This is a genomic window from Faecalibacterium duncaniae, assembly GCF_010509575.1.
Classification (GTDB): domain Bacteria; phylum Bacillota; class Clostridia; order Oscillospirales; family Ruminococcaceae; genus Faecalibacterium; species Faecalibacterium duncaniae.
In genome coordinates this window covers 266,265-287,626 of record NZ_CP048437.1, presented here as the reverse complement: position 1 = coordinate 287,626, position 21,362 = coordinate 266,265, and the positions used below count along the sequence as shown (strand labels likewise).

The 21,362-nt window shown below is 62.6% G+C and carries 19 protein-coding genes; 4 read left to right on the top strand and 15 right to left on the bottom strand.

From position 1 onward, the window contains the following. Window positions 1–23 precede the first annotated feature (23 nt). From pth to GXM22_RS01275, 3 genes are all read left to right on the top strand, one after another. On the top strand, window positions 24–602 hold the full coding sequence (pth, locus tag GXM22_RS01285; RefSeq protein ID WP_035393394.1) for an aminoacyl-tRNA hydrolase: 579 nt from the start codon (window positions 24–26) through the stop codon (window positions 600–602). 174 nt (window positions 603–776) lie between these two features. Continuing rightward, a complete protein-coding gene (gene mfd, locus GXM22_RS01280) occupies window positions 777–4,244 on the top strand; it encodes a transcription-repair coupling factor (RefSeq protein ID WP_005930169.1) in 3,468 nt (1,155 codons plus the stop codon). A gap of 62 nt (window positions 4,245–4,306) precedes the next feature. Next, a complete protein-coding gene (locus GXM22_RS01275) occupies window positions 4,307–5,443 on the top strand; it encodes a hypothetical protein (protein WP_005930172.1) in 1,137 nt (378 codons plus the stop codon). A gap of 180 nt (window positions 5,444–5,623) precedes the next feature. On the opposite strand, the gene GXM22_RS01270 is transcribed toward GXM22_RS01275, so the two are convergent. From GXM22_RS01270 to GXM22_RS01220, 11 genes are all read right to left on the bottom strand, one after another. Beyond that, window positions 5,624–7,399 (bottom strand): glycoside hydrolase family 2 protein, encoded by a 1,776-nt coding sequence (locus tag GXM22_RS01270; RefSeq protein WP_099357258.1) that lies wholly within the window; start codon window positions 7,397–7,399, stop codon window positions 5,624–5,626. A 107-nt stretch (window positions 7,400–7,506) separates the two neighbouring features. Further along, window positions 7,507–8,718 carry an NADP-dependent isocitrate dehydrogenase gene (locus GXM22_RS01265; protein ID WP_005930182.1) on the bottom strand — a complete coding sequence of 404 codons (1,212 nt, stop codon included), beginning with the start codon at window positions 8,716–8,718 and terminating at the stop codon, window positions 7,507–7,509. An 80-nt stretch (window positions 8,719–8,798) separates the two neighbouring features. After that, window positions 8,799–9,983, bottom strand: a complete 1,185-nt coding sequence (locus tag GXM22_RS01260; protein ID WP_005930185.1) for a pyridoxal phosphate-dependent aminotransferase — start codon at window positions 9,981–9,983, stop codon at window positions 8,799–8,801. Between the two features lie 27 nt (window positions 9,984–10,010). Next, window positions 10,011–11,198 (bottom strand): cation diffusion facilitator family transporter, encoded by a 1,188-nt coding sequence (locus GXM22_RS01255; protein WP_005930187.1) that lies wholly within the window; start codon window positions 11,196–11,198, stop codon window positions 10,011–10,013. Between the two features lie 231 nt (window positions 11,199–11,429). After that, a complete protein-coding gene (ptsP, locus tag GXM22_RS01250; protein WP_005930190.1) occupies window positions 11,430–13,076 on the bottom strand; it encodes a phosphoenolpyruvate--protein phosphotransferase in 1,647 nt (548 codons plus the stop codon). A gap of 84 nt (window positions 13,077–13,160) precedes the next feature. Next, window positions 13,161–13,424, bottom strand: a complete 264-nt coding sequence (locus GXM22_RS01245) for an HPr family phosphocarrier protein (protein WP_005930193.1) — start codon at window positions 13,422–13,424, stop codon at window positions 13,161–13,163. Window positions 13,425–13,613: 189 nt separating this feature from the next. Then, window positions 13,614–14,282: a DUF4830 domain-containing protein gene (locus tag GXM22_RS01240; protein WP_005930199.1), complete on the bottom strand. Its 669-nt coding sequence runs from the start codon at window positions 14,280–14,282 to the stop codon at window positions 13,614–13,616. 133 nt (window positions 14,283–14,415) lie between these two features. Continuing rightward, window positions 14,416–15,801 carry an RNA polymerase sigma factor gene (locus GXM22_RS01235; RefSeq protein ID WP_005930202.1) on the bottom strand — a complete coding sequence of 462 codons (1,386 nt, stop codon included), beginning with the start codon at window positions 15,799–15,801 and terminating at the stop codon, window positions 14,416–14,418. Between the two features lie 79 nt (window positions 15,802–15,880). Further along, entirely contained in the window at window positions 15,881–16,768 is an 888-nt protein-coding gene (ymfI, locus tag GXM22_RS01230) for an elongation factor P 5-aminopentanone reductase (protein WP_005930205.1), read from the bottom strand. Window positions 16,769–17,014: 246 nt separating this feature from the next. Further along, the gene (locus GXM22_RS01225) at window positions 17,015–17,503 is read right to left on the bottom strand and encodes a nucleoside deaminase (RefSeq protein ID WP_005930211.1); all 489 of its coding nucleotides are present in this window, start codon (window positions 17,501–17,503) and stop codon (window positions 17,015–17,017) included. After that, window positions 17,500–17,913 carry a CPBP family intramembrane glutamic endopeptidase gene (locus GXM22_RS01220; RefSeq protein ID WP_099357259.1) on the bottom strand — a complete coding sequence of 138 codons (414 nt, stop codon included), beginning with the start codon at window positions 17,911–17,913 and terminating at the stop codon, window positions 17,500–17,502. Before GXM22_RS01220 ends, GXM22_RS01225 begins: the two co-directional genes overlap by 4 nt. Window positions 17,914–18,168: 255 nt before the next feature. On the opposite strand from GXM22_RS01220, the gene GXM22_RS01215 reads away from it, so the two are divergent. After that, on the top strand, window positions 18,169–19,023 hold the full coding sequence (locus GXM22_RS01215) for a DegV family protein (RefSeq protein WP_035393397.1): 855 nt from the start codon (window positions 18,169–18,171) through the stop codon (window positions 19,021–19,023). Window positions 19,024–19,079: 56 nt separating this feature from the next. Here the strand turns inward: GXM22_RS01215 and GXM22_RS01210 are convergent, their stop codons facing one another. Genes GXM22_RS01210 through GXM22_RS01195 form a run of 4 tightly spaced genes read right to left on the bottom strand, consistent with a single transcriptional unit; the run spans window position 19,080 to window position 21,318 of the window. Further along, window positions 19,080–19,295, bottom strand: a complete 216-nt coding sequence (locus GXM22_RS01210) for a hypothetical protein (protein WP_005930220.1) — start codon at window positions 19,293–19,295, stop codon at window positions 19,080–19,082. A gap of 12 nt (window positions 19,296–19,307) precedes the next feature. Beyond that, complete coding sequence (locus tag GXM22_RS01205) at window positions 19,308–19,625, bottom strand: type II toxin-antitoxin system RelE family toxin (RefSeq protein WP_005930223.1); 318 nt, start codon at window positions 19,623–19,625, stop codon at window positions 19,308–19,310. Between the two features lie 42 nt (window positions 19,626–19,667). Next, entirely contained in the window at window positions 19,668–20,441 is a 774-nt protein-coding gene (locus tag GXM22_RS01200; protein ID WP_035393400.1) for a TSUP family transporter, read from the bottom strand. A gap of 25 nt (window positions 20,442–20,466) precedes the next feature. Next, window positions 20,467–21,318, bottom strand: coding sequence for a serine hydrolase (locus GXM22_RS01195; protein ID WP_005930230.1), 852 nt, complete (start codon window positions 21,316–21,318; stop codon window positions 20,467–20,469). Window positions 21,319–21,362: the final 44 nt, after the last annotated feature.

Here is a 21,362-nt window from a genome sequence, read left to right as displayed (position 1 = left end):
AAAGAAAAGGCAAAACAACAACTATGAATGCAAACGACATCTGGCTGATCGCGGGCCTTGGCAACCCGGAAGCAAAATACGATGGCACCCGCCACAACGCGGGCTTTGCCGCGCTGGACTCTCTGGCGGGCAAATGGGGCATCAGCGTCAGCAAAACCAAGTTTCAGGGCCTGTGGGGCCAGGGCGAGGTGGACGGCCACAAGGTGGTGCTGCTGAAACCCCTGACCTACATGAACCTCTCCGGCGATTCCATCGCCCCGCTGGCGGGCTTTTTCAAGATCCCTGCTGACCACGTCATCGTCCTGTGCGATGATATCACCCAGGCCCCCGGCAAGCTGCGCATCCGGCCCTCCGGCTCGGCAGGCGGGCACAACGGCCTGAAGAGTATCATTGCCCGGCTGGGCGGGGAGAACTTCCCCCGCATCCGCATCGGCGTGGGTGCCAAGCCCCGCCCGGACTATGACCTTGCCGACTGGGTGCTGGGCAAGTTCCCGCCTGAGGATGCCAAAGCCATGGCCGACCGCTACCCCGACCTTGAAGCCGCCGCAAAGCTTATCATGGACGGCAAGCTGGGTCTGGCGCAGAGCAAGTATAACGGGTGAGGGAGAACCCCCCAGTCGCCTGCGGCGACAGCCCCCGCTAATAGGGGGGCCCTTGGCATTGCGTAAAGTTTTACGGTTTTGCCAAGGCCGCCCCTAGTAGGGGCGGTGGCATTGCGAAGCAATGACGGTGGGGTTTAGCTTTCCAAAAGTGTTTGCTTCGAGAGGAGGTCTACGATGTACGAAGCGCTGCTGAAAAGCACAGCGGAATATCAGAAGATCGCGGAGAGCCTGCACACCCCGGGCCCGGCGGCGCTGTTCGGCCTGCCGCCTGCGGGCCGTGCCCTGCTGTACGCCGCCCTGCAAAAGGACCTTGACCGGGTGCTGTGCATCGTGACCCCCGGCGAGGCCGAGGCTACCCACTTTGCAGACGACCTCAAGGCGCTGGGCCTGACCGCGGCGGTGTTCCCGCCCCGGGACTTCATGCTGCGGCCAGTGGAGGGCGCGGGCCGTGAGTACGAGTACCGCCGCCTGTCGGTGCTGGGCGCGCTGGCGGGCGGGCGGCTGAACGCCGTCTGCGTGCCCGCCGAGGCGCTGCTGCAATACACGGTGCCCCGGGATGAGTTCCTGCGGAACACTCTCACCCTCAAGCCCGGCATGGTCTACAACCGGGAAGCGCTGGTGGCGCGGCTGTTCGCCGCCGGGTACGTCCGGCGCAGTCAGGTGGACGGCCCGGGCCAGTTCAGCGTGCGCGGCGATATCGTGGACATCTACGCGCCGGACATGCACCAGCCCGCCCGTGTGGAATACTGGGACGATGAGATTGATTCGCTGGCCTCCTTCGACCTGCTGACCCAGCGCCGGGACGGCAGTCTGGAAAAGATCTACCTTTCCCCCGCCCGCGAGGTGCTGTTCGGCAGCACCGCCGAGACGGCCGAGGCTCTGCGCGGAGCCATCAAAAAGGCGCGGGGCAAAAAGCGTACCGCCATGGAAAAGGCCACAGAGGCCGACCTTGCCCAGCTGGATTCCGGCCTGATGCCCGAAGCCATGGACAAGTATTACGGCATCCGCTACCCGCAGCCCGCCACCCTGCTGGACCATCTGGACAGCCCCATCTTTGTACTGGACGAGGTGGGCGGCATCCGGGATGCCCAGAAGGCCACCGAGTACCGCCGGGGCGAGGAGCTGACCGGCCTGCTGGAGGAGGGCGTGCTCTGCCCCGGGCTGGACGTGCTCTACCAGACCATGGACGACCTTGCCATTGCGGCCCAGAAACAGAGCACCCTGCTGTGTGAGAACTTCCTGCGGGGGATGAACGAATTCAAGCTGAAGGACCTCATCAACGTGGAGGCCTTTGCGGCCCCCAACTGGGGCGGCGACCTGGCCTCCCTGCGGGAGGATCTTGACCCGCTGATCGCCCAGGGCTATGCCGTCACCCTTTTCTCCGGCACCCCCAAGGGTGCCGCCGCCCTGACCCGGGACCTGACGGACAAGGGCTACTCCGTGAGCATGAGCCGGGACGTGCGCCCGGCCAAGGGCATCGTGCAGGTGCTGCCCGGCCACCTGACCGCAGGCTGCACCTTCCCCTTTGCCCACGCGGCGGTCATCTCCTCCCGGCGGCACGGGCTGGACGAGGAAGCCGCCGCCGAGAACAAAAGGCGCAAAAAGAACAAAAACGCCCTGTCCAGCCTTTCGGACATCAAGCCCGGGGACTATGTGGTGCACCAGAGCCACGGCATCGGCATGTACGCGGGCATCCAGCGGCTGGAAGTGCAGGGTGCCATCAAGGATTACCTGAAGATCCAGTATTCCGGCTCCGATGTACTCTATGTGCCCGTCACCCAGCTGGATCTGCTCAGCCGCTACACCGCCCCCGGCGACGAGGAAAAGGTGAAGCTGGCCAAGCTGGGCGGTGCCGAATGGCAGCGCACCCGCGCCAAGGTGAAAAAGGCCGCCGAAGAGATGGCACAGGAACTCATTGAGCTGTACGCCCGGCGCAGGCAGGCCCAGGGATACGCCTTCCCGCCCGACGGCGACTGGCAGAACGATTTCGAGACCCGCTTTGAGTACGATGAGACCGACGACCAGCTCCACGCCACCGCCGAGATCAAGCAGGACATGGAAAAGCCCTACCCGATGGACCGCCTGCTCTGCGGCGATGTGGGCGTGGGCAAGACCGAAGTCGCCCTGCGCGCGGCCTTCAAGTGCGTGATGGGCGGCAAGCAGTGCGCCCTTCTGGCCCCCACCACCCTGCTGGCCTGGCAGCACTACAACACCCTGCTCTCCCGGATGGAGGCCTTCCCGGTGAAGATCGGGATGCTCTCCCGCTTCCGTACCGCGAAACAGCAAAAGGAGACCCTGCGGGGCCTGCAGTCCGGCAGCGTGGACATCGTGGTGGGCACCCACCGCCTGCTCTCCAAGGATGTGCGCTTCCACGACCTGGGCCTTGTCATCATCGATGAGGAGCAGCGGTTCGGCGTGAAGCACAAGGAGAAGCTGAAGGAGAACTTCATCGGCGTGGATATGCTGACCCTCTCGGCCACGCCCATCCCCCGCACCCTGAACATGGCCATGAGCGGCATCCGCGACCTGTCCACCATCGAGCAGCCGCCCATTGAGCGCCAGCCCGTGGAGACCTTTGTGCTGGAGTACAACGATGTCATCCTTGCCGAAGCCATGAAAAAGGAGCTGGCCCGGGGCGGTCAGGTGTACTACCTGCACAACCGGGTGGACAACATCGAGTCCACCGCCGCCCATGTCAGCCAGCTGGTTCCCGGCGCCCGGGTGGGCATTGCCCACGGCAAGATGACCGAGGAGGAGCTGAACCCGGTCTGGCAGCATCTGCTCAACGGCGAGATCGACATTCTGGTCTGCACCACCCTGATCGAAACGGGCATCGATGTGCGCAACTGCAACACCCTTATCATTGAGGATGCCGACCGGATGGGCCTTGCCCAGCTGTACCAGATCCGGGGCCGGGTGGGCCGCTCCGGCCGCAAGGCCTACGCCTACTTCACCTTCCGGCGGGACAAGACCCTGACCGACATCGCCCAGAAGCGGCTTTCCGCCATCCGGGAGTTCACGGCCTTCGGCTCCGGCTTCCGCATCGCCATGCGCGATCTCCAGATCCGCGGCGCGGGCAGTCTGCTGGGCCACAGCCAGCACGGCCACATGGAGGCTGTGGGCTACGACCTCTATGTAAAGATGCTGGGGCAGGCCATCGCCCGGGCCAAGGGCGAGCCGGTGCAGCGCGACAAGAGCGAGTGCCTGATCGACCTGCGGGTGGATGCCTACATCCCCGAAAAGTACATTGCCGACGGGCCGGGCCGCATTGAAGCCTACAAGCGGATCGCCGCCATCCAGACCCCCGAGGATGCCGCCGATGTGCTGGACGAGCTCATCGACCGCTACGGCGACCCGCCGCCCTCGGTCAGCGATCTGGTCAATGTCTCGCTGGCGCGGGTGCAGGCCACCGCTGTGGGCGTGTACGAGGTGACCCAGAAGAAGGACACTCTGGTGCTGCAGGTGGAGCAGCTGGACCTCCGGATGATCCAGGGCCTGCTGGTGGCCTTCAACGGCCGCGTTGTCACCGGGGCCGGTGCAAAACCCTACCTCTCCGTCACCCTGCAAAAAGAGGAAAAGCCGCTGGAGCTGCTGCAGAGCATCCTGAAAGCCATGGCGGAGATCTTGGCACAAAAGTCGTAAGCTTTCCCGTACTGCCAAGGGCAGCCATATCTTCTTTGGAAATTATCTTAGGAGTAACATCTATGAAAAAGAAACTGATCGCACTTCTTGCCGCCGTGGCAATGGTATTTTCCCTTGCCGCCTGCGGCTCCACCCCGGATTCGGTGGGCACCATCGGCACGGTGGACATCACCTCGGGCCTGTATCTGCTGGCCCAGTACGACGCTTACCAGAAGGCCGCTGATCTGGCCACCTCGGAGCAGGATGCCACCGATGTGAAGGCCTTCCTGAAGCAGACCATCACCGTGGATGCCGACAGCGGCGAGACCGCCACTGTCAGCGACTATGTGAGCCAGAAAACCATGGAGAACCTTGAGACCTACGCCGCCATCGAGACCCGCTTTGAGGAGCTGGGCGGCCAGCTGACCGCAGAAGAGGAAGCACAGGCCGACAGCTACGCCTCCCAGCTGATGGAGCAGTACGGCGACACCTACAAGGCCAACGGCATCGGCCTGAACACCGTCCAGCGGTTTGAGCGCATCCTCATCAAGAGCAGCGACCTGCTGGAGCTGGTCTACGGCGTGGACGGCGAGACCCCGGTGTCGGATGCCGACCTGACCAGCCATCTGGAGAACAACATGTATGAGCTGGCCTATTACACCATCCCGCTCTACAACACCAGCACCTATGCCTCTGCCGATGAGGACCAGACCAGCGAGATGTTGGATTTGGTACAGGATGCCGTGGATCAGACCAATGCCTACGCTGCTTCCTTGACCGGCCTGAGCGATTCCGATTTCAGCAGCGCCCTGCTGGGCTACTTCTCCAGCGTGGTCACCTCCGCCCTGCCGGAGGTCTACGCCGTGCTGGGCTCCACCTATTCCTCCGATTCCACTGCACCTTCTCTGGAGCTCATCGGGGACAGCACCGTGACTTCTGCCTTTACCGCAGAGGGTGCCGCCGACACCATCCGGGGCCTGTCCATCGGGCAGGCAGCGGCTGTGAAGTACAACAGCTACGCCCTGATGGCCGCCCTGCGGCTCGACCCGCTGAGCCTGAAGGCGCTGGATGACCTGCGCGGACAGGTGCTCAACGATATGAAGGGGGAGGAGCTCTCCGAGGCGCTGACCGCCTACGGTGCTTCTCTGGAGCACAACCTGAGCAGCTCCGCCATGAACAGGATGCCCGCTTCCAAGATCGTGAACAGCAGCACCAACTAAGTTTTTATTGATATGCAAAAAGGCTGTTGCCCAAACTCCTTCCGTCATCGCTGACGCGATGCCGCCTCCCTCTGAGAGGGAGGCTTTCACCGTTCACCGTTACGCCAAGGCTCCCTCCGAGAGGGAGCTGGCACGGCGAAGCCGTGACTGAGGGAGTTACAGGGTAACAGCCTTCTTTTTTTATTCTACGGTCTTCTCAAACGCCGCTTCCAGCGCCTGGTTCACAGCACGCACAGCGGCGGGGTCGGGCTTGATGGCGGCGCGGTCGTAGGTAAACAGGCCGTTCACCTCGTCCTCCACATCGCTCACCTGGGTGTACACCAGGGCCGAAAGCCCCTTTTTCAGCTGGGGGAGCACCGTTTCCAATTGCAGCTTTTTCCAGCGGGCGGTCAGCTCGGCCCGGCTCTTTGCCGTGCCGTAGCCGTACGCCCTGCGGGGCGGCTCATGGCCGGGCATGGGCCAGGCAATGCCGCCGTATTCGCTCAGGGCCACCACCCGGCTCCGGGGCCTGACCCGGAGCGGGTAGAAATAGTTGTGCAGGGAATCCACATCTCCCCCGCCCTGATCGTACCAGCCGCTGGCCTCGTCCACAAGACGGGTATCGTCCAGCCTGCGGACGGCCTCCACGGCCCCGGCGGCATCGAACTGCCCCCACCCCTCATTGAAGGGCACCCAGCAGCCCACGCAAGGGTGGCACTGCAGGGCCTTTACCGTGGCTTCCAGCTCCCGGGCATATTCTTCCCTGCCCGCTTCCGTTTCGCGGCCCAGCAGGCCCCAAAGGGGCCTTGCGTCGGGCAGGCGGCGCAGCAGCGGCTGGAACACGTTGGTCAGGTAGGTCACGAACCAGAGCTTGTAGGGCCCGCCGCCGTTCACCATGTCCTGCCAGACGATGAGGCCCAGCTTATCGCAGTGGTAATACCAGCGCTGCGGCTCGATCTTGGCGTGCTTGCGCAGAAGGTTGAAGCCCAGCTCTTTTATGGTCTGCAGTTCCCGCACCACTGCCCCATCGCTGGGCGGGGTGTACAGACCCTCGGGCCAGCAGCCCTGATCCAGCAGGCCGTTGAGCAGGATGGGCCTGCCGTTCAGGCAGAAGCGCATGATCCCGTGGGCATCCGGCGCACAGCTCCACTTGCGCAGGGCAAAGTAGCTGTGCACGGTGTCGCGCTGCTCCTCCTCTCCCTGCGTGGTGCCCACGGTCAGGTCGTACAAAAACGGGCTGTCCGGGCTCCACGGGAAGAAATGCTCCTCCGAGATGTGCAGGGTCACCACGCCGTCCCGGTCGGCCTCGTCGCTGCCCCAGTCCTCGGCAATGGTCACGCCCCCGGCCCGCACCACGGCCCACAGGTTCGCCGCCCCGCCGGGCAGGGAAGTATGGGCTTTCACGGTCACGGTGCGGGCATCATAGTCCGGGGTGACGGTCAGCTCCGTGATGTAGTTTTCCGGCACCCGCTCCAGCCAAACGGTCTGCCAGATGCCGCTCTGGGCCGGGTAGAACATCCCGCCGGGCCGGAGGGTCTGCTTGCCCCGGGCCTGCACGCCGGTGCCGGTGGGGTCCTGCACGGCTACCCAAAGCCGGTCATGGCCGGCAGGATTCAGCGCATCGGTGATATCCAGCGCAAAGGGCCAGTAGCCGCCCCGGTGGCCCCCCACCAGATGGCCGTTGACCTGCACGGCGCAGGCATAGTCCACGGCCCCGAAGTGGAGCAGCACCCGCCCGCCGGTGCCCGCCGGGGGCACAAAGCTCCGGTGGTAGTGGAGCCACGCCCCGGGCTGCAGGGTGCGCCCCACGCCGGAAGCTTTCGTCTCCGGGGAGTAGGGCACCAGAATGTCGCCGTCCCACTTTGCGGGCAGCCCGGCAGAGCCGGTGATGGCGTACTGCCACAGGCCGTTCAGGTTCTCGTAGCTGTCCCGCCGCAGGGCCGGGCGGGGGTATTCGGGCAGAGGATGATGCTGCATACTGTCACCGCCTTTTCTGCTCCCATTGTAGCACAGGCCAACCGCCTTGTATAGGCGCAAAAAGCCCCCGCCGCCGGGGTTCCGGGGCAGGGGCCGTGATGCAGCGCTTATGCCAGTTTTGCTTCCAGCCGGGTGCGGATGGCCTGGATGAATTCCTCGCTGTTCACCTGGGTGGGGGTGATGCCCTCCGCCAGGCCGCAGAGGTCTTTGGTCATAATGCCGTCATTGAGGGTCTGCAGGCTGGCGGCCTCCAGCGCCTCGCCAAACCGGACCAGCGCGGGCAGGCTGTCCAGCTCGCCGCGCTTTTTCAGGGCACCGCTCCAGGCAAAGATGGTGGCCATGGGGTTGGTGGAGGTGGCCTCGCCCTTGAGGTACTTGTAGTAGTGGCGGGTCACGGTGCCGTGGGCGGCCTCGTACTCATAGTTGCCGTCCGGGCTGACCAGAACGCTGGTCATCATGGCCAGCGAGCCAAAGGCAGTGGAGACCATATCGCTCATCACGTCACCGTCGTAGTTCTTGCAGGCCCAGACAAAGCCGCCCTCGCTGCGGATGACACGGGCCACGATGTCATCGATCAGGCTGTAGAAATAGGTAATGCCTGCGGCCTCGAACTTTTCCCGGTACTCAGCATCGTACACCTCCTGGAAGATGTCCTTGAAGGTGTGGTCATACTTCTTGGAAATGGTGTCCTTGGCACCGAACCAGAGATCCTGTTTGCTTTCCAGTGCGTAGTTGAAGCAGCTGCGGGCAAAGCTGTAGATGGAGGTATCCTTGTTGTACTGGCCCTGCAGGACACCGGCACACTCGAAGTTGTAGACCGTGGCGGCCTGCCGGGAGCCGTCGTCGCCGGTGTAGATCAGCTCCGCCCTGCCGGGGCCGGGGATGCGGAACTCGGTGCACTTGTACACGTCGCCGTAGGCGTGGCGGGCAATGGTGATGGGCTTTGTCCAGTTCTTGACCACCGGTTTGATGCTGTCGATCATGATCGGCGCGCGGAACACGGTGCCGTCCAGCACGGCGCGGATGGTGCCGTTGGGGCTCTTCCACATCTGGTGCAGGTGGTATTCCTCCACGCGCTGGGCGTTGGGGGTGATGGTGGCGCACTTGACTGCCACGCCATACTTCTTGTTGGCAAGGGCGGCATCCATGGTCACCTGATCCTGGGTGGCATCCCGGTTGGGCAGGCCCAGATCGTAGTACTCGGTCTTCAGATCCACAAAGGGCAGGATGAGCTCCTCCTTGATGATCTTCCAGAGCACACGGGTCATCTCGTCGCCATCCATCTCCACCAGCGGCGTGGTCATCTTGATCTTTTCCATAACAGTTTCCCTTTCCTCTGTTTCAAAAAATACTGTGACCCCCGGCTGCACTGCCAGATGCTCTGCCGGGAGGTTCGGCTTTATTGATACGCGGCCGCCAGCTTTTCCAGCGCGGGCAGGCTGCGCTTTACCTGTTCGGTGTCGATGCAGTAGGCAAGGCGGACATAGCCCGTTACGCCAAAGGTATCGCTGGGCACCAGCAGCAGGTCAAATTCCCGGGCCCTGCGGCAGAAGGCGTTGGCATCCTCCTCCAGTGCCTTGGGGAAGAGATAGAAGGTGCCGCCGGGCCGCTCGACCTCAAAGCCCAGCGCTTTCAGCTTGTTGTAAAGCAGATCCATATTGGTCTCGTAGACGCTCAGGTCGCTGGTCACATCCAGGCAGCGGCTCACGGCGCGCTGGATGATGCTGGGCGGGCAGTTGTGGCCGGTAAAGCGGGAGATCTGGGCCATCATATCCACCAGCACCTCCTCGCCCTCACAGCCGGGGCGCACGGCCACGTAGCCCAGGCGCTCGCCGGGCAGGCTCAGGCTCTTGGAGAAGGAGAAGCAGGTCAGGGTGTGGGGGTAGAACGCCGCCGGGTAGGGCACAGCCCTGCCATCAAAGGCGATATCCCGGTAGGGCTCGTCGCTGACAAGGAAGATGTTGTGGCCGTAGGCCCTGCTCTTCTCGGTCAGGATCTCCGCCAGCCGGGTCAGGGTGTCGGCAGAGTAGACCACACCGGTGGGGTTGTTGGGGGTGTTGATGAGGACGCAGGTGACCTTCTCGGTCAGCATCTGCTCAAAGGCCTCCAGATTGGGCTGGAAGGCCGGAGCCTGGGGCGGCACCACCCTGAGATGGGCACCGGTGCCCTCCACATAGGGGCCGTACTCCGGGAAGTAGGGGGCAAAGGTCAGCACCTCGTCCCCGGGCCGGGTCACGGCGCGCACAGCGTGGGCAATGGCACCCGCCGCGCCCGTGGTGGGAAAGATATCCTTCTGCGCATAGGGCAGGCCGAAGGTCCTGTTCAGGTGGGCCGCCACGGCGGTGCGGAATTCCGGGTCGCCCTGGCTGGGGCAGTAGCCGTGCAGGACCACCGGGTCCTCCTGTGCCAGCAGCTCCTGCATGGCGGCGGTGAATCGCTCCGGGCAGGGCACGCTGGGGTTGCCCAGCGAGTAATCAAACACGTTCTCGTAACCAATCTGGGCCGCGCGCTGCTTGCCGTACATAAAGGTCTCGCGGATGACGCTCTTGTGGGCCAGCATCCCGCGGTAAGTCTCGTTCAGCATAAGTTTCTTCCCCTCTAAAACACAAATTTATTTTTCGTGGGCAGCAGACGCATAGCTCTGCTCTACTTTCACCACACAGCTGTATTTCGGGTCCTGCTCATGGACGAACTGGCACATGGCGGCCAGCATCTCGTCCTTGTTCCCGGTATAGCCCGCCGGGAACTCCAGATCGAACAGGACATTCGTATGGGTATCACCCGGCACGATGCGCAGGTCGTGGATCGAAAGGCAGGGGTCGAGCTGGCGGGCCTTTTCCATCAGGCGGGTGCGCAGCACGCCCACCGCCGCATCGGTGGTGACGATGGGGTCATAGTGAATGGTCACCTGCAGGCCGTCCCGCTTTATAAAATCGTTCTCGATGTTGTCGATGACATCGTGGGCCTTGAGCGGGTCGGTCTCTGCCGGGAACTCGATGTGGAGGGAGGCGAACTGATGCCCCGGGCCGTAATCGTGCACCATGAGGTCGTGCATCCCCAGCACGCCGGGGTAGCCCATGACCGTCTGCTCAATGTGCTCCACCAGTTCCGGGCTGGGGCTCTCGCCCAGCAGGGGGCTCAGGGTGTCCATGACCAGCCCCCAGCCCGACCAGAGGATGAAAGCTGCCACGGCCACGCCCATGATGCCGTCCAGCCGCGCCCAGCCCGTCAGGCTGCAGACCACGGTGGAGATCAGCACCGCGCCGGTGGTCAGCACATCATTGCGGCTGTCGGCGGCGGTGGCCATCAGGGTCTCGGAGCCGATGGTGCGGCCGATGGTGCGGTTGAAGCCGCTCATCCAGAGCTTGACGAGGATGGATGCGGCCAGCACGCCCACGCTCAGCCAGCTGAACGCCACGGGGGTGGGGTGGAACACCTTGACCACCGACTCCTTGAGCAGGGAAAAGCCGATGCCCAGGATGGTCACGCTGACCACCAGACCGGCCAGATATTCATAGCGGGCGTGGCCGTAGGGATGCTCGGCATCCGGGGCCTTGGCGGCCAGCCGGAAGCCGATGAGACTGACCACGTTGGACGAAGCGTCCGAGAGGTTGTTCAAAGCATCCGCCATGATGGCGATGGAGCCGAACAGGGTGCCTGCCAGCAGCTTGCCCAGGCAGAGCAGCAGGTTGCAGGCCATGCCCACACCGCTGGCAAGGTTGCCGTAGGCCGTGCGGGTAGCAGGGTCCTGGGGGTTATTGGGATGCCGGATGAACCGGCGGATCAGGAATTGCGTCATATCTATCTTTCATCTCCAGAGGTACGTTCAAAAAATACGACTTAGGTATAGTATAGCACCCAGCTTTACCGTTGTGAAGCGTTCACCCATGAAACTGCGGCTTGTCAGGCGGCAGTTTTGTGAATTTGCTTCTTGTTGCAATCAAAAAAGAGCTGCCGCGCGCCCCTTTGCCAACACTTTGGTTGGCAGAGAGCGCCGCAGCAGCCCCTTTTACAGTTCCGTCAGGGGAACTCAGACATTCTTGGCAGAGGGCTTGCTCAGATCCACACCGCGGATGATCTTGCGCACGGGCAGGATGCTCTTGGCGTTCATGGACAGCTCGTCCACACCCATCCGCAGGAAGGTCTCGGTGAGAGCGGTATCCGCGCCCAGCTCACCGCAGATGCCCACCCAGATGCCGTGGCGGTGGCCCGCCTCAATGGTCATCCGGATGGCCTTCAGCACAGCGGGGTGGTGGGGATCAAAGAAGGGCTCCAGCTTGGCGTTCTGGCGGTCCAGCGCGCAGGTGTACTGGGTCAGGTCGTTGGTGCCGATGGAGAAGAAATCGCACTCCTGGGCCAGATCGTCCGCCACCAGAACTGCGGCGGGGGTCTCGATCATGGTGCCCACCTCGATCTTGTCGCTGAACTTCTTGCCCTCGGCGGTCAGCTCTGCCTTGCACTCCTCCAGCACGGCCTTGGCATCCTGCAGCTCCCGCAGACTGGTGATCATGGGGAACATAATGCTCATGTTGCCGTAGGCAGAAGCGCGCAGCAGGGCCCGCAGCTGGGTCTTGAAGAAATCCTTGCGGGTCAGGCAGATGCGGATGGCGCGGTAGCCCAGCGCGGGGTTGTCCTCGTGGTCCAGCTTCATGTAGTCCACAGTCTTGTCCGCACCGATATCACAGGTGCGCACAACCACCTTTTTGGGGGCCAGGCTTTCCAACACCTGCTTGTAGGCCTCGAACTGGTATTCCTCGGTGGGGTAATCCGTGCAGTTCAGGTAGACGAATTCGGTGCGGAACAGGCCCACGCCGCCCGCGTCGTTCTGCTGGACCGCGCCCACATCGCTCATGCCGCCGATGTTGGCAAAGACCTGCACGGTCTTGCCGTCCAGCGTGGTGTTGGGTTTGCCCTTGAGCTCGGCCAGCAGGGCCAGCTTCTTCTGGTCCTCCTGCTGGCGCTTTTTCAGGCTCTCCAGCAGATCGGGAGTGGGGTCCACATACACGCAGGCGTTGTAGCCGTCCACCACAGCCATCTTGCCGTCCCAATCTTCCTGGATCTCCTTGCACTGGATCAGGGCGGGGATGTTCATGCTGCGGGCCAGAATGGCGGTGTGGCTGTTGGAGCTGCCCTCCCGGGTGATGAAGCCCAGCAGCAGGCTCTTGTCCATCCGCACCGTCTCCGAGGGTGCCAGGTCCTCCGCCACCAGAATGCTGGGCTCCGTGCCCTGCAGGGTGGCATTGTCCACGCCCTGCAGGATGTCCAGCATGGCCTGGGCAATGTCGATGACATCGGCGCTGCGGGCCTGTAAATAGGGGTCGTCCATGGCGGCAAACACGGCGGCCTGGTTGTCGCCCGCTTTCTTGACGGCATACTCCGCACACATGTGCTGGCCGTTGATGATCTCCTTGATGGCATCCACAAAGTCATCGTCATCCAGCATCATGGCATGGATGTTGAACACCTCGGCAATGTCCTCGCCTGCCTCGGCCAGTGCCTTTTCATACAGGGCAGTCTGCTGGTCAATGGCCTTGGCCCGGGCTTCTTCAAAGCGGGCTTCCTCTGCCGCCGTGTCCGCGACCTGGGCGGTGGAGATCACGGTATCTTTTTTCTTGTAAATTTTCAGCTTGCCGATGGCAATGCCATTCAGGATGCTTTTACCGGTTCCTACCTGCATCGTTCTCTCTCCTTTGTTGAGAATTTAGTGCGAAAAAGCCCCCGCAGGGTCTCCCGCAAGGGCTTTTGTCCGCAGATTCAAAGATCAGACGTTCTCGGTCAGGAACTTCTGAATGGCCTCGGCAGCGGCGGCCTCATCGTCGCCCTCCACCTTCACGGTCACGGTGTCGCCCTGCTTGACACCCATGCCCATCAGAGCCATCAGTTTGCGCAGGTCGCAGCTCTTGCCGTCCTTTTCCAGGGTAGCGGTGCTGGCAAAGCCCTTGGCCACCTTCACGAGCAGACCGGCCGGACGAGCGTGGATGCCGCATGCATCCTTAACAGTATACTGGAATTCCTTCATAATCATTTTCTCCTTACTTCATCCCGTTTCAGATCCGGACGGTCCTGCCACTCCGGACGCAGCCGATTTTGCTGCGGGATGCTACTATTATTATAAACCCGCTTCGTTATTTTTTCATCATTCCATATTGCTGATTTTTAGCCAGAAATTTTGGTGCTATTGAACAGAAGTTTTGCCCCCATTTTTCCACCGGATTTATTCGACAGGATACCCCTCGGCATCCAGGGGCAGGTCGGTGTACTGTGCCTCCTCGGGCACCACGGAGTCCGGCTCCCCGCTGGTCTGCTGGCTCTGCCCGGCCGCGCCCAGCTCCTCATCATGGCGCTCTCCCCAGTCGCCGCTGTAATCCTCACCGGACACCTGCTGGGCATCCTGCTGCTCAGCCTGCGCCATTGCGGTCTGGGCATCCTTCAGGCCCATCACCGTGCCCGACGGCTTTTCCAGCAGGTAGGCCCCCACAGCCTTTTTGCGGTAGACCAGCAGCACGCCGTAGCGGCTGGTCTCTCCGCTGCTGGCCGCCGGGATCAGGGCGGTCCACTTTTCCACGGTTTTCCCTTTGTAGCGGGTAAGATCCATCCCGCTTTGCTGCACCACCCCGTTGAAGGCCGAAAAGCTGTCGTCCCACTTGCGGGGGATCTTGACCTTATCCGCCGTAATGGACGTGCCGTCCACATCCAGCCCGTAGCCCGTGAACCAGGTCTGGATGTCCTGCGCGCTCTCGATCCGGTTCACCCCGGCCGCTGCCGCCACCGTGCGGGTGCTGATGTACCGCCCCAGAAAGGCGCTGAAAATCACCAGCGCACAGCAGAGCGCACCGGCCCCCACCTTTTTCAAGCTCGTCTTGTTCAGCGTTACCACAAACATGCCGTTCCCTCCCACCCGTTTTGTTCTGAAAAGAATATATGGGGCGGGCAGGCAGAATATGTTTGGCACCACCAAAAGAGCCCCCGCCGGAATAGACCGGCGAGGGCTCTTTCTCATAGCGGTAAGTTCAGGATCACTCGATCAGGCCGTTCAGCAGGGCCAGGCACTTGCGGCTGTGCAGCTTGCGGATGGCCTTGGCCTCGATCTGGCGGACACGCTCACGGGTGACACCGAAGTCGCGGCCCACCTCCTCCAGCGTGCGGGGGCGGCCATCGTCCAGACCAAAGCGCAGGCGGATGACCTTTTCCTCACGGGGGGTCAGGCTCTTGAGGGCCTGATTGATCTGCTGGGCCACCATGGCGCGGTCTGCTGCCTTGCCGGGGGCCTCGGCGTTCTCGTCGGCCACGAAATCGCCCAGGGAGGAATCTTCTTCCTCGCCCACGGGGCTTTCCAGGCTGGCGGGTTCCTGCGCCATGCGCTGGATCTCCCGCACGCGCTCCACGCTCATATCCATGGCCTTTGCCAGCTCCTCGGGGGTGGGCTCGTGGCCGTTCTGGTAGACCAGCTGGTTGGTGGCCTGACGCATCCGGTTGATGGTCTCGACCATGTGCACCGGGATGCGGATGGTGCGGGCCTGATCCGCAATGGCACGGGTGATGGCCTGACGGATCCACCAGGTGGCGTAGGTGGAGAAGCGGAAGCCACGGTCACAGTCAAACTTCTCGGCGGCCTTGATCAGGCCGATGTTGCCCTCCTGGATCAGGTCCAGGAACGCCAGGTTGTGGCCGACATGCTTCTTGGCGATGGAGACCACCAGACGCAGGTTGGCCTCGCTCAGGCTGCGGCGGGCGTTCAGGCCGTCACGGCGGATCTTGAGCAGCTCCTGGCGGCGCTCCTCCGTCAGGGGGCCGTTCTCCACGGCCTCCATGGCTTCTTCTTCGGCAGCCTTTTCCTCGTCGTCCTCGCTGGACTTGGTGTTGCCGTCCTCGTCCAGATCCTCGGTATAGCTCCGGCTGTTCTCATCCTCCTCGAACGAGAAGCGGGCGCTGTTCTTTTTGATGTACTCAGGCGCGCCGTACTTCTGGCGGTCGGCCTGAAGGATGTGGGCAGCCTCGGCACCGGCGTGGATGCGCTTGCTCAGGTCCACTTCCTGCTCCGCGCTCAGCAGCGGGATCTGGCCGATCTGCTTGAGGTAGTTCTTCACAGGGTCATCCAGCAGCTCATCCATGGCAGCCTTCAGGTCTGCGGGGTTCTCCTCTGCCGGGTCGTCCTCATTTTCATCGCCCAGGCCCAGCTCATCGCTGTTTGCCTCGGCACTTTCCACCTCTGCCATGATGCCTTCCACATCCAGGCTGGTGTCACCGTCGGCCTCGTCATCCAGAATTTTGATGCCGCGCTCCTCCAGAAGCGTGTAAAGCGTTTCCACATCCATCCGGCACTGGGAAGCCAGTGTCTTGGCCTCGCCCGCCGTCAGGGTGCCTTCGCCCTTCGTCAACAGTTCCTTCAAAGTCATGCCCATTTCGCTCTCTCCTTTTCACCGCGGCGCTGGCTGCGCCGTAAGTGATATCGTATCATAAGTTTTGCCGCTGCGGGATGGTTCAAATCACCAGGCCGCCGTTCACACCAAACACCTGCCCGGTGATGTAACCGGCGCTTTCGCCTGCCAGGAACACCAGCAGCTGCGCCACCTCGTCCGCGCTGCCCAGGCGGCCCACGGGGGTCTCCTCGGCCAGTGCAGCCTTATCCTCTGCCGTAAAGGCAGCCATCATATCGGTGTCGATGACACCCGGGGCTACGCAGTTCACGGTGATGCCGCTGGGCCCCTCCTCTTTGGCAAGGGCCTTGGTCAGGCCGATCAGGCCCGCCTTAGCAGCGGAGTAATGCACCTCGCAGCTGCCGCCGGTCTGGCCCCACATGCTGCTCACGGTCAGGATGCGGCCCGCCTTGCGGCGGATCATGCCCGGCAGAGCCAGCTGGCACAGGTGGAACGCGCCGCTCAGGTTCACGTCCAGCATGTGCTTCCACTCCTCCGGGGTGATATCGGTGAACAGCTTCTGCTGGGCAATGCCCGCGTTGCTCACCAGCACATCCACATGGCCCACGGCCTGCTCCACGGTGTGGAACGCCACCTCACAGCTGGCGCGGGAGGCCACGTCGCACTGGACCGCCAGCAGGCCCGGCAGCGCCTTTTCCAGCGCCGCCGCCTCCTCGGCGTGGGTGTGGTAGAGCACCGCCACCCGGTAGCCCGCCTGCCAGAAAGCGCGGGCCGCCGCGGCTCCGATGCCCCGGTCGCCGCCCGAGATCAGCACGCAGCGCCCGTTGGCCGCAGGGACTGCCGGTTCCGGCACAGGCTCCACCAGCGGTTCTGTTTCCGCGGCCGGTTCCGGCGCAGCTTCCTGCACCGGCTCCTGTTCCGGCGCAGGGGCCCGGGATGCCTTGTCCTCATCGCTCAGGTCAAAGGTCAATTCAAATTCATCATCGTACAAGAGTCAGCCCTCCTGCCGTTTGTTCTCTGCCTGCAAAAAATCCCGCAGGCAGGAAGGTCCCGCCCTCCACCGCACCCATGGGCTGCGCTCTGCTCCTCTTTCCGGTCAAGGCCGGTCCTGCGGCGAGCCCGCTGGTCTGTGCGAGTGGTTTCGACAAGTTACCATTAAATAATATAACACAATTCGGCGAAAAAAGAAAGTGGGAACCGCCGTCTTTTCACGCAGTTCCCACTTTTTTTCACGTTCTCAGGGGGTCACGGGCGGTTTCCAGCGGGGCTTTGCGGCCCGCTGCTCCCGCAGCCGGAGGAAAAACGCCTGCAGCAGCGCCTGCGCCTCCTCCGCCCGCAGGCCGCGTTCCACCACCGGATGGTGGTTGAAGGGCAGGGCGAACAGGTCGGTCACGCTGCCGCAGCACCCGGCCTTGGTATCCGCCGCGCCGTACACCACCCGCCTGATCCGGCTGTTGATGATGCCGCCGCTGCACATGGGGCAGGGCTCCAGCGTAACGAACAGCTCACACTGCCACAGCCGCCAGCCGCCCAGCTTTTTGCAGGCCGCATCAATGGCCAGCAGCTCGGCGTGGTGGAGGGCGTTTTTCTCGGTCTCGCGGGTGTTGTGGGCAGCAGCGATGATCTCGCCGTTCCGGGCCACCACCGCGCCCACGGGCACCTCGCCCAGCGCGGCGGCCCGTGCGGCCTCCTCCAGCGCCGCGCCCATCAGCTCATAGTCGGTCATCCCATTCCCCTTTCTGCCAGCGCCCGGGCCAGCACCAGCCCATTGTTCAGGATATGCAGCACCACCCCGGGTGCAGGACTTTCGGTCTGCTCTGCGGCCCACCCGAAAATGAGCCCCATGCCCAGCGCATAGCACTTTTCGGTCAGCGTTCCGTGCAGGGCCGCAAAGAGCACAGCCTGGCAGAGGTTTGCCGGGTGCTCCCCCAGCGGCCGCAGCAGGCGCAGCAGCGCCCCCCGGAACACCAGCTCCTCGGCCAGCGGCAGCACCAGCAGGCTGCGCAGTGTACCGGGCACGCCCTGCGGCAGCTCTGCCGCCCCGCCGGGAACCAGCACACACCAGACTGCCGCCAGCCCGGCCCAGGCCAGTGCCGCGATGCCTGCCGCCCGCAGGCGGCGGTTCTGTTCTGACATCTTCTCCGTCCCCTCTCCGTTTGGGGCCGCGCTGTCCCGCCGCTTCGGGCGCACAGCGCACCGCCCCGCAATGCCTGATGTTCATTGTATCATGTTCCGGCCCGTTTGTGCAAGAAAACGGAGCGGAATTGCGAAAATACGAAGAAATATTGATTCAAACAATTGACATTTCCCGTCGTCTCTGGTATATTCCTATACGACTTTTTGATTGATTTGGTCGGGTTATCCGTTCTTGGCCCCGTTGGAGGTATTACTATGATCCGCATTCTTACCGATTCCGCATCCGACATCCTGCCCGCTGAAGCCGAGCAGCTGGGCGTGACTGTCATCCCCCTGAACGTCACCCTGGAGGACGGCACCGTGCTCCGGGACGGCGTGGACATGACCCCCACCGTGTATTACGGCGTGATGGCCCGCTGCCACAAGCTGCCCACCACCAGCCAGCCCAGCCCCGAGCTGTTCCAGCGCTTCTTCCTTGAGGCGGCTGCCGCCGGGGACGAAGTGGTGGGCATCTTCCTCTCCCATGAGCTGTCCGGCACCTGCCAGTGCGCCCGGCTGGCCGCAGACATGGCCAATGTGGACAATGTCCTCTTTGTGGATTCCGAGAACGTCTGCCTGGGCGAGAGCCTGCTGGTGCGGCTGGCTGTTCAGCTGCGGGATGCCGGAAAGACTGCCGGGCAGATCGCCGCCACCCTTGAGCACGCCAAGGAGCATCTGCATCTGGTGGCTGTCATCGACGACCTGAAGTATCTGCGCAAGGGCGGCCGCCTGCCCGCCGCCGTGGCCGTGGCCGGTGGGATGCTGGGCATCAAACCCCTCATCACCATCAAGGAGGGCAAGGTCGTTATGGCGGGCAAGGCCCGGGGCCTGCCCGGCGCTTACGTTGCCCTGTTCAAGAAGATCGAGGAGCTGGGCGGCATCAGCACCTGCGCCGACGCGCTGGCCGGTTACACCCTCGCCCCCCGCGAGGTGCAGCCCATCCAGACCTACCTGCAGGAGAATCTGGGCCGGAACGAGGCTCTTGTGCGCCAGATTGGCTGTGTCATCGGCACCCACGCCGGCCCCGGCGCGTTCGGCCTGGCCTTCCTCGATGAGGGCTTCACCTTCTGATCTTACCCAATCAAAAAGAGGAACTGCTTTCCCGGCAGTTCCTCTTTTTTGTTGGTTCATTCGTGTCCGATCTTCGACCAGTCGATCTCTTCGGCATCTACAAAGCCGCTGTCCTTCGCTTCCTCCAGCTGCTTTGCTTCCTCTGTGGTCAGCTTGGTGAAATCCGGGTCCCATGCCAGTACCAGCTTTTTGATCAGCTCGTAGGCAAGGTTCTTGTCCGGGTCCGGCAGCATATCGATCATGTGTGCTGCATTCATTGCAATTTCAGACATCCTGCCACCTCCTTATTTATAGATATCGCCACGATTCCCGATATCCAGCACCAATAGAATCTCCAGCGCGTTTTCCTCTCCGTACCGGTAAAGCACGCGCCAGCTTCCGACCCGAAGCCGCATTGTTCCATCCTTCAGTCCCTGCATCACCTTGATATCACCTGCTGGCGGTTTCAGGGTCAGCCCCTCAATGCCTGCAACGATGCGAAGCACGGACCTTTTGTCCAGCTTATTCAGGAACTTCATGGCGTTCTTCGAGTAGCGGATCTTCATAACATCATCCTCAGCGCTCGTTTTTTTCTGCGGTCCTCTGGCCCTATTATAGTCCATTCTCCTGCAAACGTCAATTGTTTTTTGCCGAAGATCCGTTCATTACAGCACCGCGTCCGAAACGATCTTGCCCAGCAGGAGCACCAGCACCACAAGCATCATGGGGCGGATGAACTTTGCGCCCTTCTTGAGGGCGAAGTGGGAGCCCAGCAGGTTGCCCACAATGCCGCTGATGGCACAGGGGATGCCGATGGAGAACACCACCAGCCCGCTGGAAAGATACGTTACCAGGCTGGCGTAGTTGCTGGCAAGGTTGAGCACCTTGGCGTTGCCGCCCGCCGTGCGCAGGTCAAAGCCCATCAGGGTGGTAAAGGCAATGATGGCAAAGGTGCCGGTGCCCGGGCCAAAGATGCCGTCGTATAGGCCGATGCCCAGCCCGATGGCAAGGGCCAGCACCGCCTTTTTGGCGTTCAGGGTGCCGTCGTCCCGGTTCTCGTCGGGCAGGTCCCGCCGCCAGAGGATGAGCACCGCCGCCACCGGCAGGATGATGAGCATCATGGTGCGCAGCACCTGATCGCTGAGCAGGAGCACGATGTGGGAGCCCAGTGCGCTGCCCACAAAGCTGCCCACAGCCGCCAGCAGGCCGACCCGGATGTTCATGGCTCCCTTCTGGAAGAACTGCGCCGTGGCAAAGGTGGTGCCGCAGGCCGCGCTGAATTTATTGGTGCCGTAGGTGTAATGCACCGGCAGGCCCGCAAACAGGTAGGCGGGCAGGCTGATCAGGCCGCCGCCGCCCGCCGCCGAGTCCACAAAACCCGCAAACCCGGTCATCAGCATCAGAAACAGCAGCATTGGCAATGATAATGTAATTTCCATTCGTTCTACTTTCCTACTCTTTCGTTTACTTCAGATACAGCTTTCCCTCGCAGGCCAGGATCTGATCCAGGATCATCCGGGACACCCGGGCACCATAGACCATGGCAGGGTGGTCGTTGTACTCGATGATGTCATGGAACTCCTTGTTCATCAGAACGATCACATACTCGCCGTAGGGGGTGTGGATGATGCCGCCGTCGTTGCGGCAGGCGTTCATGCTGCCGCTCTTGCTGGCCACCCAGATAAGCTCCGGCTCGCCGGTCTCCTCGCAGTCCAGATAGAACTGGGGGAAATCGTGGGTCAGCATGGTGTTGTAGTGCTGCTGGCGGAAAATGCCCAGCATGGCGGCGCTGGCTTCTTTGCTGACCAGCGTGCCCTTTGCCACCTGCGCAAACAGGGCGGCGTAGTCCCGGGGCGTGGTGGTGCCCAGCTTGTCGTAGCGGTCAAAGTGGAGGGGGTTGTGCAGAACGGTGTGCCCAAAGCCCAATTCCCGGATGCAGGCATTGATGGTGTCCAGCCCCAGGTAATCGATGATCATATTGGTGGCGATGTTGTCCGAGCAGATGATCATCATGGTGGCGGTGTCCTTCACCTTGAGCTTTGCCCCCACGCCCAAGGCCCGGAGCATCCCGGAGCCGTCCACGAACTGGCTGGCCTCGTAGGTGATCTCCTCCTCCAGGTCAGCCCTGCCCCGGCTGGCCTGCAGATACAGCACCGCCAGAATGAACGCCTTGATGGTGGAGGCCGTCTCGAACTCCTCGTCGGCACCGATCTCCACCGTGCTGCCGCGCAGGTCATCCACAAAAACGCTCATCCTGCCCTGATAGGAATAGAGCTCGGCGGCAATGCGCTTTTCCAATGTCATATTCTGATCCATCTGGAATCCCTCAACTTTTCTATACTTTCCGTTATACTTTATCC

Bases quoted from the DNA above. Each gene is read 5' to 3' on its own strand.
- pth (WP_035393394.1), top strand. From the start codon at position 24: ATGAATGCAAACGACATCTGGCTGATCGCGGGCCTTGGCAACCCGGAA.
- mfd (WP_005930169.1), top strand. From the start codon at position 777: ATGTACGAAGCGCTGCTGAAAAGCACAGCGGAATATCAGAAGATCGCG.
- GXM22_RS01275 (WP_005930172.1), top strand. From the start codon at position 4,307: ATGAAAAAGAAACTGATCGCACTTCTTGCCGCCGTGGCAATGGTATTT.
- GXM22_RS01270 (WP_099357258.1), bottom strand. From the start codon at position 7,399: ATGCAGCATCATCCTCTGCCCGAATACCCCCGCCCGGCCCTGCGGCGG.
- GXM22_RS01265 (WP_005930182.1), bottom strand. From the start codon at position 8,718: ATGGAAAAGATCAAGATGACCACGCCGCTGGTGGAGATGGATGGCGAC.
- GXM22_RS01260 (WP_005930185.1), bottom strand. From the start codon at position 9,983: ATGCTGAACGAGACTTACCGCGGGATGCTGGCCCACAAGAGCGTCATC.
- GXM22_RS01255 (WP_005930187.1), bottom strand. From the start codon at position 11,198: ATGACGCAATTCCTGATCCGCCGGTTCATCCGGCATCCCAATAACCCC.
- ptsP (WP_005930190.1), bottom strand. From the start codon at position 13,076: ATGCAGGTAGGAACCGGTAAAAGCATCCTGAATGGCATTGCCATCGGC.
- GXM22_RS01245 (WP_005930193.1), bottom strand. From the start codon at position 13,424: ATGATTATGAAGGAATTCCAGTATACTGTTAAGGATGCATGCGGCATC.
- GXM22_RS01240 (WP_005930199.1), bottom strand. From the start codon at position 14,282: ATGTTTGTGGTAACGCTGAACAAGACGAGCTTGAAAAAGGTGGGGGCC.
- GXM22_RS01235 (WP_005930202.1), bottom strand. From the start codon at position 15,801: ATGGGCATGACTTTGAAGGAACTGTTGACGAAGGGCGAAGGCACCCTG.
- GXM22_RS01225 (WP_005930211.1), bottom strand. From the start codon at position 17,503: ATGACCGACTATGAGCTGATGGGCGCGGCGCTGGAGGAGGCCGCACGG.
- GXM22_RS01220 (WP_099357259.1), bottom strand. From the start codon at position 17,913: ATGTCAGAACAGAACCGCCGCCTGCGGGCGGCAGGCATCGCGGCACTG.
- GXM22_RS01215 (WP_035393397.1), top strand. From the start codon at position 18,169: ATGATCCGCATTCTTACCGATTCCGCATCCGACATCCTGCCCGCTGAA.
- GXM22_RS01210 (WP_005930220.1), bottom strand. From the start codon at position 19,295: ATGTCTGAAATTGCAATGAATGCAGCACACATGATCGATATGCTGCCG.
- GXM22_RS01205 (WP_005930223.1), bottom strand. From the start codon at position 19,625: ATGGACTATAATAGGGCCAGAGGACCGCAGAAAAAAACGAGCGCTGAG.
- GXM22_RS01200 (WP_035393400.1), bottom strand. From the start codon at position 20,441: ATGGAAATTACATTATCATTGCCAATGCTGCTGTTTCTGATGCTGATG.
- GXM22_RS01195 (WP_005930230.1), bottom strand. From the start codon at position 21,318: ATGGATCAGAATATGACATTGGAAAAGCGCATTGCCGCCGAGCTCTAT.